The 13,106-nt window shown below is 74.1% G+C and carries 15 protein-coding genes; 6 read left to right on the top strand and 9 right to left on the bottom strand.

Annotation, left to right across the window (positions count from 1 at the left end):
* The first annotated feature begins 64 nt into the window (after nt 1–64).
* On the top strand, nt 65–871 hold the full coding sequence (locus K2224_RS26845; RefSeq protein ID WP_221909157.1) for a site-2 protease family protein: 807 nt from the start codon (nt 65–67) through the stop codon (nt 869–871).
* A 32-nt stretch (nt 872–903) separates the two neighbouring features.
* Here K2224_RS26845 and K2224_RS26850 read toward each other — a convergent pair whose 3' ends face one another.
* The 6 genes from K2224_RS26850 to K2224_RS26875 form a co-directional block, all read right to left on the bottom strand.
* Nucleotides 904–1,134, bottom strand: coding sequence for a hypothetical protein (locus tag K2224_RS26850; RefSeq protein ID WP_221909158.1), 231 nt, complete (start codon nt 1,132–1,134; stop codon nt 904–906).
* Between the two features lie 108 nt (nt 1,135–1,242).
* Nucleotides 1,243–1,986: an NADPH-dependent F420 reductase gene (gene npdG / locus K2224_RS26855; RefSeq protein ID WP_221909159.1), complete on the bottom strand. Its 744-nt coding sequence runs from the start codon at nt 1,984–1,986 to the stop codon at nt 1,243–1,245.
* 43 nt (nt 1,987–2,029) lie between these two features.
* Entirely contained in the window at nt 2,030–2,881 is an 852-nt protein-coding gene (locus K2224_RS26860; protein WP_221909160.1) for a carbohydrate ABC transporter permease, read from the bottom strand.
* Nucleotides 2,878–3,870, bottom strand: coding sequence for a carbohydrate ABC transporter permease (locus tag K2224_RS26865; protein ID WP_221909161.1), 993 nt, complete (start codon nt 3,868–3,870; stop codon nt 2,878–2,880). The genes K2224_RS26860 and K2224_RS26865 overlap by 4 nt, the downstream gene beginning before the upstream one ends.
* Complete coding sequence (locus K2224_RS26870) at nt 3,867–5,213, bottom strand: ABC transporter substrate-binding protein (RefSeq protein WP_221909162.1); 1,347 nt, start codon at nt 5,211–5,213, stop codon at nt 3,867–3,869. The genes K2224_RS26865 and K2224_RS26870 overlap by 4 nt, the downstream gene beginning before the upstream one ends.
* 311 nt (nt 5,214–5,524) lie before the next feature.
* A complete protein-coding gene (locus K2224_RS26875; protein ID WP_260693511.1) occupies nt 5,525–6,208 on the bottom strand; it encodes a FadR/GntR family transcriptional regulator in 684 nt (227 codons plus the stop codon).
* 173 nt (nt 6,209–6,381) lie between these two features.
* Between K2224_RS26875 and K2224_RS26880 the strand changes: the two genes are divergently transcribed.
* Nucleotides 6,382–7,356 (top strand): dihydrodipicolinate synthase family protein, encoded by a 975-nt coding sequence (locus tag K2224_RS26880; protein ID WP_221909163.1) that lies wholly within the window; start codon nt 6,382–6,384, stop codon nt 7,354–7,356.
* 53 nt (nt 7,357–7,409) lie between these two features.
* Nucleotides 7,410–8,081, top strand: a complete 672-nt coding sequence (locus tag K2224_RS26885; RefSeq protein WP_221909164.1) for a hypothetical protein — start codon at nt 7,410–7,412, stop codon at nt 8,079–8,081.
* Nucleotides 8,082–8,128: 47 nt separating this feature from the next.
* Here K2224_RS26885 and K2224_RS26890 read toward each other — a convergent pair whose 3' ends face one another.
* Nucleotides 8,129–8,380, bottom strand: coding sequence for a hypothetical protein (locus K2224_RS26890; RefSeq protein WP_221909165.1), 252 nt, complete (start codon nt 8,378–8,380; stop codon nt 8,129–8,131).
* A gap of 67 nt (nt 8,381–8,447) precedes the next feature.
* Between K2224_RS26890 and map the strand changes: the two genes are divergently transcribed.
* Complete coding sequence (gene map, locus K2224_RS26895) at nt 8,448–9,305, top strand: type I methionyl aminopeptidase (protein WP_221909166.1); 858 nt, start codon at nt 8,448–8,450, stop codon at nt 9,303–9,305.
* Between the two features lie 180 nt (nt 9,306–9,485).
* Nucleotides 9,486–10,196, top strand: a complete 711-nt coding sequence (locus K2224_RS26900; RefSeq protein WP_260693349.1) for a heme oxygenase (biliverdin-producing) — start codon at nt 9,486–9,488, stop codon at nt 10,194–10,196.
* A 46-nt stretch (nt 10,197–10,242) separates the two neighbouring features.
* On the opposite strand, the gene K2224_RS26905 is transcribed toward K2224_RS26900, so the two are convergent.
* On the bottom strand, nt 10,243–10,965 hold the full coding sequence (locus K2224_RS26905; protein ID WP_221909167.1) for a PhzF family phenazine biosynthesis protein: 723 nt from the start codon (nt 10,963–10,965) through the stop codon (nt 10,243–10,245).
* A 158-nt stretch (nt 10,966–11,123) separates the two neighbouring features.
* Here K2224_RS26905 and K2224_RS26910 point away from each other — a divergent pair, with 158 nt between their 5' ends.
* Nucleotides 11,124–12,110 (top strand): hypothetical protein, encoded by a 987-nt coding sequence (locus K2224_RS26910; protein ID WP_260693350.1) that lies wholly within the window; start codon nt 11,124–11,126, stop codon nt 12,108–12,110.
* Between the two features lie 116 nt (nt 12,111–12,226).
* Here K2224_RS26910 and K2224_RS26915 read toward each other — a convergent pair whose 3' ends face one another.
* Nucleotides 12,227–12,967 carry a bifunctional DNA primase/polymerase gene (locus tag K2224_RS26915; RefSeq protein ID WP_221909168.1) on the bottom strand — a complete coding sequence of 247 codons (741 nt, stop codon included), beginning with the start codon at nt 12,965–12,967 and terminating at the stop codon, nt 12,227–12,229.
* Nucleotides 12,968–13,106: the final 139 nt, after the last annotated feature.

The following is a 13,106-nucleotide window of genomic DNA, read 5'->3' on the forward strand; positions in this document are numbered from 1 at the left end:
GCGGACCGGACGACCCCGCCCGCGACCGACCGCCCATGACCGACCCCCTGGGAGCCCCGTACCGATGACCACCGCAATCCCGCGCGCCGACCGCCGCGTCAGCCCGGTCTTCCTCGCGCTCGTCGCCGTCCTGGCGGTCTCCGGCTGGGCCGTCTGGAGCGGGACGCTCGCGGCCAGCACCGGCTTCGCGGTCTTCCTGTTCGTGACGGCGGCCTGGGTGGTGTCGCTGTGCCTGCACGAGTACGCGCACGCCCGCACCGCGCTGCACGGCGGGGACATCACGGTGGGCGCGAAGGGCTATCTCACCCTCAACCCGTTCGTCTACTCCCATGCGCTGCTGAGCATCGTGCTGCCGGTGCTCTTCGTGATCATGGGCGGGATCGGGCTGCCGGGCGGCGCGGTGTTCATCGAACGCGGCCGGATCCGGGGCCGCTGGCGGCACAGCCTGATCTCGGCGGCCGGGCCGCTGACCAACGCGCTGTTCGCCGCGGTGGTCAGCGCGCCGTTCTGGCTGCACGCCCTGGACGGCATCCCGGACCCGTTCCGCTACGCACTGGCGTTCCTGGCGCTGCTCCAGGTGACCGCCGCGATCCTGAACTTCCTGCCGGTGCCCGGGCTGGACGGCTACGGCGTGCTCGAACCGTGGCTGTCGGAGCGGCTGCGGCGGCAGGTCGCGCCGTACGCGCCGTTCGGGATGCTGGCGGTCTTCGGGCTGCTGTGGGTGCCCGAGATCAACCAGGTCTTCTTCGAGCTGGTGCACACGGTCCTGCGGGGGCTCGGCGTCTCGGCCTGGGACACCTACTGGGGCCAGGAGTTCTTCCGCTTCTGGCAGGGCGAGCCGCAGGTGCCGCAGCTCGGCGGGGCGGCGTAGGGAAGCTCACCGGGCCCGCCGGCGAGGGCCGGTCAGGCGGCGGGGTCGCCGGCGGCCTCGGCCCGGCGGGCCCGCTCCAGCTTCGCCTTGCGGAAGTAGAACCACGCCATGTTGCTGGAGACGCCCGCCAGCAGGACCCACACGATGCCGACGAAGCTGCCCTCGACGAAGGAGACCACCGCCGCGGCGACGGCGAGCACGCAGACGGCGAGGGCGAGGACGGCGAGGCGCCGGTCCGGTCCGGGCGGGGGCAGGGAGGGCATCGGGTCGGCTCCTGTCGGGTCGTGCGGTCCGTCCCAGTGTCCCTTATGCCGGGCGGCGCCCCGCCGCCCCCTCCCCCGCCCGGGCCCGGACGTCGGTGAGGGGTCGGCTCAGACGTCGGTGACCCGGAGCCCGGCGTGCGCCTTGTAGCGGCGGTTGACCGAGATCAGGTTGGCGACCAGCGACTCGACCTGGTGGGCGTTGCGCAGCCGGCCGGCGAAGACACCGCGCATCCCGGGGATGCGGGCGGTCAGCGCCTGCACCAGGTCGGTGTCGGCGCGGCGCTCGCCGAGCACCATCACATCGGTGTCGATCTCGGCGATCTCCGGGTCCTGGAGCAGGACGGCGGAGAGGTGGTGGAAGGCGGCGGTGACCCGGGACTCCGGCAGCAGCGCGGCGGCCTGCTCGGCGGCGCTGCCCTCCTCGGGCTTGAGCGCGTAGGCGCCCTTCTTGTCGAAGCCGAGCGGGTTGACGCAGTCGATCACCAGCTTGCCGGCCAGCTCCGCGCGGAGCGCCTCCAGGGTCTTGGCGTGGCCCTCCCAGGGCACCGCGACGATCACCACGTCGCTGCGCCGGGCGCAGTCGGCGTTGGCGGCGCCCGCGACGCCCAGGCCCAGCTCGGCGGCGGCGGTCTCTGCCCGCTCGGCGGCCCGGGAGCCGATGATCACCTTGTGGCCGGCCCGGGCGAACCGGTAGGCCAGGCCGCGGCCCTGGTCGCCGGTGCCGCCGAGGACGCCGATCACCAGACCGGAGACGTCCGGCAGGTCCCAGGGGTCGCGGGCGGCCGGCTCGGCGGCGGACGAGGGCTCGGCCGGGGTCCCGGCCGGGGTGGCAGCAGCGTCGGAAGTAGTCATGACAGCGATACTGTCACGCCCCGGCGGGGTGCCGGGAGCACGGTCACGCCTTGACTCCGCCCTCGGCCAGCCCGGTGCGCCAGTACCGCTGGAGCACCGTCATCAGGACCATCAGCGGCAGTACGGACAGCAGCGCGCCGCCGACCGTGTACTGGTAGAGCACCGGCTGCCGGTCCGCGTAGCCCAGCCACGTCGTCAGCCCCAACTGGACCGGGTAGAGGCCGGAGTCGGAGAGCATCACCAGCGGCAGGAAGTAGTTGTTCCAGATGTGCACGAACTGGAACAGGAAGACGGTGACCAGCGCCGGGCCCATCAGCCGCAGCCCCAGCCCGGCGAAGATGCGCGCCTCGCCCGCGCCGTCGATCCGGGCCGCCTCCAGGAGCGCGTCCGGCACCGCGGCGGCCGCGTAGATCCGGCACAGATAGACGCCGAACGGGCTGACCACGCTGGGGATCAGCACCGCCGCGTAGCTGTCGGCCAGGCCCAGCGCGCTGAAGAGGAAGTACAGCGGCAGGGCCAGCGCGGTGGACGGGATCAGCACCCCGGCCAGCACCAGGCCGAAGACCGTCTCCCGCCCCCGGAACGGGAACTTGGCCAGCGCGTAGCCCGCGGCGGCGGACAGCAGGGTGGCGCAGACCGCGCCGGCCCCGGCGTAGAGCAGGGAGTTGGCGAACCAGCGGACGTAGACGCCGTGGTCGTAGGCGAGGACGGCGGCGAGGTGGTCCAGCGGCCGCGGGTGGTCGGAGAACCAGAAGCCGAAGGTGCCGAAGAGGTCGGCGCTGTTCTTGGTGGCGGAGACCACCAGCCAGTAGACGGGGGCGAGGAAGTAGAGGGCGGCGACGGCCAGCAGGGAGCTGGTGACGATCCGGTGGCGCACCGGGACCCGGCTGCTCATCGGCGGTCCTTCCCGCGCCCGCCGGCCAGCCGCAGGAAGCCGAACGAGGCCGCGCACGCCACCAGCGCCAGCAGCACCGCCTCGGCCGCCGCCCGGTGCTGGTTGCCGCCGACGAACGCCTCGCTGTAGGCGTGCAGGTTGGGGGTGTAGCCGGAGTCGATGGAGGAGGTCAGCGGGCGCAGCACCATCGGCTCGGCGAACAGCTGGAGGGTGCCGATGATGCTGAAGACGGTGGTGAGCACCAGCGCCGGGCGGAGCAGCGGGAGCTTGATGTGGCGGGCCACCTGCCAGGCGCTCGCGCCGTCGATCCGCGCGGCCTCGTACAGCTCGCCGGGGACGGACTTCAGCTGGGCGATCAGCACCAGCATGGTGTAGCCGGTGAACTGCCAGGTGACGATGTTGGCCAGGGACCACAGCACGCTGCCGCGGGAGAGGAAGTCGACGTCCCAGCCCGCGCCTTGGGCGATCCGCACCAGCGGGCTGAGGCCGGGGACGTAGAGGAAGCCCCACAGGATCGAGGCGATCACCCCGGGCACCCCGTAGGGCAGGAAGAAGGCGCCGCGGAAAAAGGCGACCCAGCGGGCGGCGGCGCTCTCCAGGAGCAGCGCCAGCGCGGTGGCGAGCACGGTCATCAGCGGGATCTGCACGGCCCCGAAGAGCAGCACCCGGCCGAAGCCGGCCAGGAACCGGTCGTCGGCCAGCGCCTGGGCGTAGTTGGCGAGGCCGGCGAACACCTCGCGCTCCGTGCCGAGGCCGAGCGGCCCGGTCCGCGTGGTGCGCCGCAGGCTGGTCCACACCGCGTAGCAGACGGGGGCGAGGTAGCAGAGGGCGAAGACGGCGAGGAAGGGCAGCACGAAGCCGGCCGCGGCCCCGGCGTTGCGGCCGCCGGGGCGCCCGGTCCGGTGCGCGGCCCGGCGCGGGCGCCGCGCGGTGGCCGTCCCGGCCGCGGACCCGCCGCGTCCGCTCGGGTGCCGTTCTCCGCCTTTCATCTGCCGCTCTCCGCCTTCAGGCCCTTGTCCCGCAGGTCGGCGACGGTCTGGGCCTGCACCTTGGTGAGCACCGAGCGGAACGAGCCGCCGTCGGCCAGCGCGTCGGTGAAGGCGTCGCCGAGCCGCTGGAAGAGGGTGTCCACGCCCGGCCCCCATTGCCAGCTGGTGTCCACGTGCGCCCCGGCGTCGGCGAAGACCCGGCTGTAGGGCTGGCCGCCGAAGAAGTCCTTGTCGGCGTCGAGGGCGGCGGCGGGGTAGCCGGCCTTGACGCTGGGGAAGCCGTAGCCGCCCTTGATGAGCAGGGCGACCGACTGCGGGTCGGTGTTGAGCCAGACGGCGAAGTCCAGGGCGTCCCGGGGGTAGCCGGCCTTGGCGAAGACGGCGGTGGTGGAGCCGCCCCAGTTGGCGTAGGCCCGGCCGCCGGGGCGCCACTGGGGCAGCGGGGCGGCCCGCCACTTCCCCTTGGTGCCGGGCGCGTTGCCGGCCAGCAGGGCGTCGCCCCAACTGGCGCCCACCCAGGCGGGGACGGCGCCGGTCTGGAGGTCCTTGTACCAGGCGTCCCGGCGGTCCGGGACGGTCAGTACGAGCTTCCGGCGGACCAGCGCCTCCCAGTAGTCGGCGACCCGGCGGGTGGGGGCGTCGTCGAGGTGCACGATCCAGGTGTCGCCGTGGGTGGCGTACCAGCGGGCGCCGGCCTGCCAGGCCAGGCCGGCGAAGCGGTTGCCGTTGGTGGGGGCGAAGGTCTCGATCCAGGCGCCGTGCCGCCGGATCTCCTTGGCGGCGGTCTCGTAGTCGTCCCATGTCCGCGGCACCTGGATGCCCCAACGGTCGAAGAGGTCCTGGCGGACGAAGAGCCCCATCGGCCCGCTGGCCTGCGGGACGGCGTAGATACCGGAGCCGAAGACGGCCTGCCGCCACTGCCAGGCGAAGAACTTGTCGCGGTGCCGGGCGGCGCCGAGCGGGGCGAGGTCGCGCAGCCCGCCGTCCAGGAGGAAGCCGGGGATCACCGGGAACTCGATCTGGCCGAGGTCGGGCGGGTTGCCGGCCTTGATCGCGGCGTGCATCTTGGCGTACTGCTCGCCGTTGACCGCCGACACCTTCTCTACCCTGACCCGGACTTCGGGGTTGCGGCGGTTCCACAGGTCCACGGGGCGGTCGATGCCCGGCACCCAGGACCAGAAGGTGAGGGTGATCCGCTGGCCCTTCTTCCGCTCCCGGGGCGCACCACCACCGCCGGCGTCGCCGCCGCAGCCGGTGAGCGCGGCGCCGGCGGCGGCCGCGGCCGCCCCGCCCAGGACCGTTCTCCGGCGGACGCCGCCGCGGGGGCTGTCTGTGCTGGTCATGCCGGCTCCTTGACGGGGATGCGGCGGAAGGTGAGGGTCTCGCGGGCGCTGCCGGCGCCCGTCGGCTCACCCCTCAGCGGGGCGGGACGTAGGACGTCCCTTGTCCTGCGGACGATAAGAAGGCCCCAACTACCCGTCAAGGCACGGCACATGACGCTTTTCCGTGTCGGCGACGACACCGGCGACGCGGGATGAAATCCCGGTGAACGGGCGGGCGGGCACGGCACACGGAGCCCCGCCCGGCCCTTCGGGCGGCCCCCGGGCGCCCGGTACCAGGCGTCGCGGACCCCCGCCGGCCCGTCGGACAGGCCCTACGCCGTCAGCCGCCGCCGGATGCCGTCGAAGTGCCGGTGCATCGCGGCCACCGCCCGCTCCCCGTCGCCCGCCTCCAGCGCGTCGACGATCTCCGCGTGCTGGCGGTAGGTCACCTCCGGGTCCGGCCGGACGTCGGCGAGGTCCTCGCGGACCCGGCGCAGCGCCGCCCAGAACGCGTCCAGCACCTCGCTCAGCAGGTGGTTGCCGAGCGACCGGTACAGCGCGAGGTGGAAGGCCCGGTCGGTGGCGCTGAGCACCTCGCCGCCGCGCGCCTCCTCGGCCATCCGCTGCACCAGCCCCCTGAGGACCGTGAGGTCCGCCTCCGGCAGGCCGCGCGCCACCGTGCCGATCAGGCCGGCCTCCAGGGCCTCCCGGACCTCCATCAGCTCGTACAGGCTGGGCTCGCCCTGGTGGTGGCGGACCGCGGCCCGGAAGGCGACGCCCTCGACGAACGGCTCCAGGCTGAGCGCGCCGACGTAGGTGCCGAAGCCGTGCCGGATCTCGACGATCCGCATGGCCTGCAGCGCCTTGAGCGCCTCGCGGACCGAGTTGCGGCTGACGTCGAGCATGGCGACCAGCTCGGTCTCGGTGGGCAGCGGGTCGCCCGGCGTCAGCCCGCGATCCAGGATCAGCTGCTTGATCCGTGCCTGGACGTCCTCGGACATCGTCCCTCGCGCCATCCCCATCGCCCTCTTCCGTCTCCCGCACCTCATGTGCCGTGCGCTGTCGGCCTGTTCGGCCGCCACCAGGGCGGCGCTCCTTGACCGGGTACCTGCGCGCAGCCCTATTGTGAACCGCGATATCGGACATCCCATGTCCGATGTCCCAGCTCAGCGCAGCCCTTGGAGCCCTCATGGCACTCACCGCCCCGCTGCACGGCGTCATCCCACCGGTCTGCACCCCGCTCGACCCGCACGGCGAGGTCGACACCGCCTCCCTCGCCCGCCTGGTCCGCCGCCTCCTCGACGCCGGGGTGCACGGCCTGTTCGCCCTCGGGTCCACCGGCGAGGCGGCCTATCTGACCGACCGCCAGCGGGCCATCGCTTTGGAGACGGTGGTCACCGCGGCCGCCGGCCGGGCCCCGGTCCTGGCCGGGGTCATCGACACCACCACCGCCCGCGTCCTGGAGCACGCCCGGACCGCCACCGCGCTCGGCGCCGACGCCCTGGTCGCCACCGCCCCCTTCTACGTCCGCACCCACCCCCGCGAGATCGCCGCCCACTTCCGGCGGCTGCGCACCGCCACCGGGATGCCGCTGATCGCCTACGACATCCCGGTGTCGGTGCCCGGCAGGCTCTCCCCCGCCCTGGTCCGCGCGCTGGCCGAGGACGGCACCCTGGCCGGGCTCAAGGACTCCAGCGGCGACGACGGCGCGCTGCGCCGGCTGCTGGTCGGGCTCGGCGGCCGCACCGCCCGGCGCACCGGCCCCGCGCCCGCCTTCGCCGTCCTCAGCGGCTCCGAACTCGCCGCGGACTCGGCGCTGTTGGCGGGGGTCGACGGCATCGTCCCGGGCCTGGGCAACGTCGACCCGGCGGGCTACGTACGGCTCCACGACGCCGCCCGAGCCGGCGACTGGCCCCGGGCGGCCGCCGAACAGGAGCGGCTGGTCGCCCTGTTCGACCTCACCGACACCGGCCCGGAGGCCGAGATGGGCCGCGGCTCCTCCGCCCTCGGCGGCTTCAAGGCGGCGCTCCGGCTGCTCGGTGTGATCGCCCACCGCGACACCGCCGCGCCGCAGATCCCGCTGAGCGAGGAGTCGGTGGCGGAGGTGGGACGTCGGCTGACCGAGGCGGGGCTGCTCCCGGCTCCGCACCCCCCGTACGGGTGACACCGCCCGCTCCGGCCCCCGCCGGGCCCGCCCGTGCGGCACCATGCCGCGCCATGGATGCCGTACGCGTCGCCCTGCTGCGCGAGGTCCTCGCCGGGACCGAGTGGATCGAGGCCACCCGCCGCTTCGCCGGTTCGCTGCGGGCCGCCGTCGCCCCGCACGGCGGCGGTCTGCTGCTGGTCGGCACCGCCGGCTACGAGCCCTGGCACCTGGCCGCCCACCTCGACGACGAGGCCGCCTGGTCGGGCCTGCCGGAGCTGTCGCCCACCCTCGTCCGCCACCGGATCCCGGCCGGGGCGCCCGCGCACCTCGCGGTGGGCCCCGGACGGCTGGCGGCCGCCGGGCGCGGCGCGACGCTGCTGGTGGTGACGCCGGAGCGGCCGGACGACGGGCTGCTGGAGCGGGTGCACGACGCGCGCCGCAACGGCGCGACGGTGCTCGCGCTGGGCTCCGGCGACCGCGATCTGCACTCCCTGGCCCACGACGCGCTGGCCGCCGCCCCACCGCCGGAGGAGGAGCCCACGGCCGCCCCGGCCGACCCCGGCATCCGGGACGCCCCGGACCTCCCGCGGCCCGCGGACCTCGACCTGGACACCGTCCAGCACCTGGTCAGCGCCGCCGCCGGGGAGAACAGCCGGCCCGCGCCGCGGCACCGCCGCCGCTTCCGCGACCGCCTGGCCCGGCTCGCCGAAACCCTGGCGGCCCCACCGCCCCCGCGCTGGTGAGCCCCTCCGGGCCGGCAGGGGCGGCGCCACGGGACGCCGGACAGGGCCTACGCCCGGCCGTCCCCCTCGCCCTTGCCTCCGCTGCCGCCCTTGCCCATGTCGTGCCACCTGGGGTCGGTCTCCCACTCCAGGTTGCGCTCGCGGGCGGTCTCCATGGCGTGCGACGCCTCCTCGCGGGTGACATAAGGGCCGAAGCGGTCGGCCGCGCGGCACTGCGGCCCCTCCTCGACCGTCCCGTGCTTGAGGCAGTAGAACCACTCGCCCGGTTTGCCGACCGTCCGCCGTTTGAACAGCGCCATTGCCGCCTCCTGTGCTGGGTTCCCGTGCCACCATCCTGCCCGACGGCCCGCGGATACACTCGCTGGCATGTCTGGCCAGTCGCTTCTTGTCCCGGGGGACATCTCCCCCACCCGCCATGTCCCCGCCTCGATCCGCCGCCCCGAGTACGTGGGAAAGCCCGCGCCCACGCCGTATACGGGGCCCGAGGTGCAGGACGCCGAAACGATCGAGCGGATGCGGGTCGCCGGCCGGATCGCCGCGCAGGCGATGGCGGAGGCCGCCAAGCACATCGCACCCGGCGTGACCACCGACGAACTGGACCGGGTCGCCCACGAGTTCATGTGCGACCACGGCGCCTACCCCTCCACGCTCGGCTACCGCGGCTTCCCCAAGTCCCTGTGCTCCTCGGTCAACGAGGTCATCTGCCACGGCATCCCCGACTCGACCGTCCTGCGGGACGGCGACATCGTGAACCTCGACGTGACCGCGTACATCGACGGCGTGCACGGCGACAACAACGCCACCTACCTGTGCGGTGACGTGGACGAGGAGTCGCGGCTGCTGGTGGAGCGGACCAAGGAGGCGCTCGACCGCGCGATCAAGGCCGTCAAGCCGGGCCGCCAGATCAACATCATCGGCCGGGTCATCGAGTCCTACGCCAAGCGCTTCGGCTACGGCGTGGTCCGCGACTTCACCGGCCACGGCATCAACTCGTCCTTCCACTCCGGCCTGATCGTCCCGCACTACGACAGCCCGCACCACACCACCGACATCAAGCCCGGCATGACCTTCACCATCGAGCCGATGCTGACGCTGGGCACGTACGAGTACGACATGTGGGAGGACGGCTGGACGGTGGTGACCAAGGACCGGAAGCGGACCGCGCAGTTCGAGCACACGCTGGTGGTCACGGAGACCGGCGCGGAGATCCTTACGCTGCCCTGATCCGGCCGGGAGTAGCGTTTTTACCGACAGGTTGTCGGGAACAGGTTGACCAGGGCCCGCCCTGTGTAGTCAGGTAACCCTGACCTGGCGGCTGCGCGCATCCGTCACGGCCTGTTCCCGCCGCACCACCGCGCGCCGCACGACTCCTGTCCGCGCTCTCCCGGTCCCCGGAGGCCCGCCTTGGAAGCGTCCCGCCCGACCCCGTCCTCCCCCGAGCCGTCGGCCCCGCTCGGGCAGGAGGAGACCCCGTCCTTCTCGACGGCCATCCGCACGGCCTCCCACGCCCAGCACACGGAGGCCGAGAACTCCCCGTTCATGGGCCACCTGCTGGGCGGCCGGCTCGGCGTCGCCGCCTACCGCCGCTACACCGAGCAGCTGTGGTTCGTCTACCGCGCGCTGGAGGACGTCCCGCAGCGGCTCGCCGCGGACCCGGTCGCGGGCCCCTTCCTCCGCCCGGAGCTGGCCCGCACCGCGGAGCTGGCGCGCGACCTCGCCCACCTCGGCGGCCCCGGCTGGCGCACCGGCCTGGCGCCGCTGCCGGCCACCGCCGCGTACGCCGAGCGGATAGCCGAGTGCGCCCGCAGCTGGCCGGCCGGCTATGTCGCCCACCACTACACCCGGTATCTGGGCGACCTCTCCGGCGGCCAGATCATCCGCGGCACCGCCGAGAAGACCTGGGGCTTCACGCGCAAGGGCGACGGCGTCCGGTTCTACGTCTTCAGCGGCATCGGCAACCCCGCCGCCTTCAAGCGGGAGTACCGCGAGCTGCTGGACGGGTTGCCGCTGGACGATCTGGAGAAGCAGCGGGTGATCGACGAGTGCCGGCGCGCGTTCGCGCTGAACGGCGCGGTCTTCCGGGAGTTGGCCGAGGAGTTCCCGCACACCGCCTGAGGCGGCGGGCCGGGGAGCTGCGCCCGCACCCCGGCCCGGCCGTCGGTCACGGCGCCTCCGGCACCCCGGCGCGCACCCGGCCGCCGATCTCGATCGTGCCGTCGGCGCACGGCCGGGTCAGCAGTTGCGAGCCGGCCCCCTGGCGGATGTCCAGGGCGCGGCCCAGCCGGTGCGTCAGCAGCAGGGCCGCGGCGCCGGTGGCCTCGTCCTCGACGACCCCGTCGCCGCGCCGCGGGAAGCCCCGGGCGCGGACGGTGCCCGCGGCCTCGTCCTGCCAGGCCCAGGCGTAGAGCCAGCCCTCGCCGGGCGGCGGCGCGGGCAGCGCGTCCACCTCGGCGGCCGAGCCGTAACGCTCGACGCGGCGCTCGGGGACCCAGGAGGCGCGGGCGCGCACCCAGGTCAGGTCGCCGTCGTGGCGGACGTCCACCACGCCGGCCGGCGGCCGCAGCGACCGCACCGGCCGGCCCAGGCTCCGCAGCAGCCAGGCGAGGCCGACGAGGGGATGCCCGGCGAACGGCAGGCGGACGCTGGGGGTGTGGATGTCCACGGCGGCGCGGTCCCGGTCGTCGCCGGGCGCGGCCGGGTCGAGGAACACCGTCTCGCTGTAGCCGAGTTCGGCGGCGAGGGCGGCCCGGTCGGCCGGGTCGGGGAGGGCGGCGCCGTCCAGGACGACGGCAAGCGGATTGCCCCCGCCGCCGTCCGGTCCGCAGAAGACCCGGAGCAACTCCACCCCGGGGCGGTCGTCGTGCACATCACGCGCTTCGTTCATCCCCGTATTGTCCGACGTGCGCCCCGCCGGTCGCGGCCGGGGGCGAACGTCACCCCGACCCCCACGCGCGCCGCGGGGCACCGGGTATCGTTGCGCCGAATCCGTGCCACCCCGGCGGCCCGCGTCCGCCCCGGACGCCCCGAAGGAGCCCGAGCCCCATGACACGCAGGTCGCCGTTCCGGGTGCCCGCAGCAGTGACGTCGGCAGCAGCCGCGCTGGTGCTGCTGAGCGGATGCATGACGGTGCACGGCGAGCGCGAGGTGCTGCCCGCGGTGTCGCAGACCGACGCCGCCAAGGCGCTCAAACGCTTCACCGACGGCTTCAACGAGGCCAACCGCACGCTGGATCCCAAGGTGAACGCCTCGTTCGAGGCCGGTGCGCTGCTCGCCATCGACCAGGCGCAGATAAAGGCCGCGCACGGCGTCCGGCCCGGCGGCAACCCGGGCTTCGTCCCGCTGTCGTTCACCGACGCCCACTTCACCGTGCCCAAGCAGAAGGGCTGGCCGAAGTACTTCGTCGGGGACGCGCTGAGCAACCGCCGGGACCGCAGCGGCGAGAACACCCGCTGGTTCCTGGTGTTCAGCCGGGACGGCGTCAAGGCGCGGTGGCGGGCGGTGTACTTCGCGACCTTCCCCGGCAACTCCGCCCCGGAGCTGAAGATCACCGGCGGCTACGCGGAGCCGGTGCCGCTGGACGGCTCCTCGGGACTGACCGTCGACCCGGGCAAGTTGAGCCGGGCGTACGCGGACTACCTCGGCACCGGCAAGGGCGGCCAGTTCGCATCCGGCGGTGACACCGACCAGCTGCGGGCCTGGCGAGCCGGTCAGGCCAACCAGCCCGGGGCCCGCATCCAGTGGGAGGATCAGGCGTCGGACCTGCCGCCGGTGGCGCTGCGGACCACGGACGGCGGCGCGCTGGTGTTCTTCTCGACCGTCTACCACCAGCTGAAGACGGTCTCCACGGGTCTGACGATCACGGTGCCGCCGCAGCTGCGCGGGATCATGGACGGGCCGGTGAAGAAGACCACGCGGATGGCGTTCACGACGATGTCGGGCCAGGCGGTCACGGTCCCGGCGAAGGGCGCCGGCGGCAAGATCAAGGTGCTGAACCGGATCGAGGCGAAGACCTCGGCGAAGGCGCTGTAGGGATCCGGGGGGACCTCGGGAAGTCTCCGTGGAGGGGCCGTCGGGCGACCGGCGGCCCCTCGGTCGGTCCTGGTCCTTCTCGATCCGTCCTGGTGCGCCCTGGTCCGCCCGGCGGGTCAGCGGCCGATCGGCCAGGCCGACGTCTCGTGGTCGGCCTCGCGGTCGATGACCTCGGCGCAGGCGTCGGTGAGGGTCGCCAGCAGCGTCAGCGGGTCCGGCAGCGGCAGCTCGGGGCCGCGCAGCCAGGTCACCGCGGGCTGGTCGCCGGGGAGGGCGGAGGGCGGCAGGAGGACGTAGCTGCCGCGGCAGTGCCAGCGGAAACCGGGATGCTCGTCGAGGGTCTCGGGATGGCAGTCCAGTTCGCACGGCCACCACTCGTCCTCGTCGTCGGGGGTGCCGCGGGTGGCGGTGAAGAAGAGCATCCGGCCGTCGCCGAAACCGGCGCCGCTGAGGCTGACCGGGCCGACCTCGACGCCGGCCGCCTCCAGCCGGCCGAGGGCGCTGCGGCCGGCCTCGACGGGGACGTCGAGGACGTCGTGGGCCATGCCGGTGGCGGTGATGAAGTTGGCCTGCGGGAGGGTGCGGACCCAGGCGGCGACCTTGTCGCGGTCGGTGGTGGCGACGGTCTGCCAGCCGAAGGAGATGGGGTGCCGGCCGGGGGTGGGACAGCCGATGCGCTCGCAGGAACAGCCGTAGCCGGAGGGGTGCGCGGCGGGGGCGACCGGGAAGCCCGCGTCGACCGCCGCCATCAGCAGGTCCTCGCGGCCGCGCGCGGCCGCCGATCCCGTGTCCGTATCGCCGCCCGATCCGCTCCTCGGCCGGCGCAGCCACTGGGAGAACCTGCTCTTGCGTTCCATCAATCCCCTCACTTCGAGCGGTGGTCTGGGGTCAATGCTGCCACCATCCCGGGCGCCAGGTGACCGGTGTGCGGATCCGGGGTGAACGCGGTACGGGCGAACAGGGCATTTCACGCCAACGCCGCCCGTCCGCCCCGGG

The organism is Streptomyces sp. BHT-5-2, assembly GCF_019774615.1.
Lineage (GTDB): Bacteria > Actinomycetota > Actinomycetes > Streptomycetales > Streptomycetaceae > Streptomyces.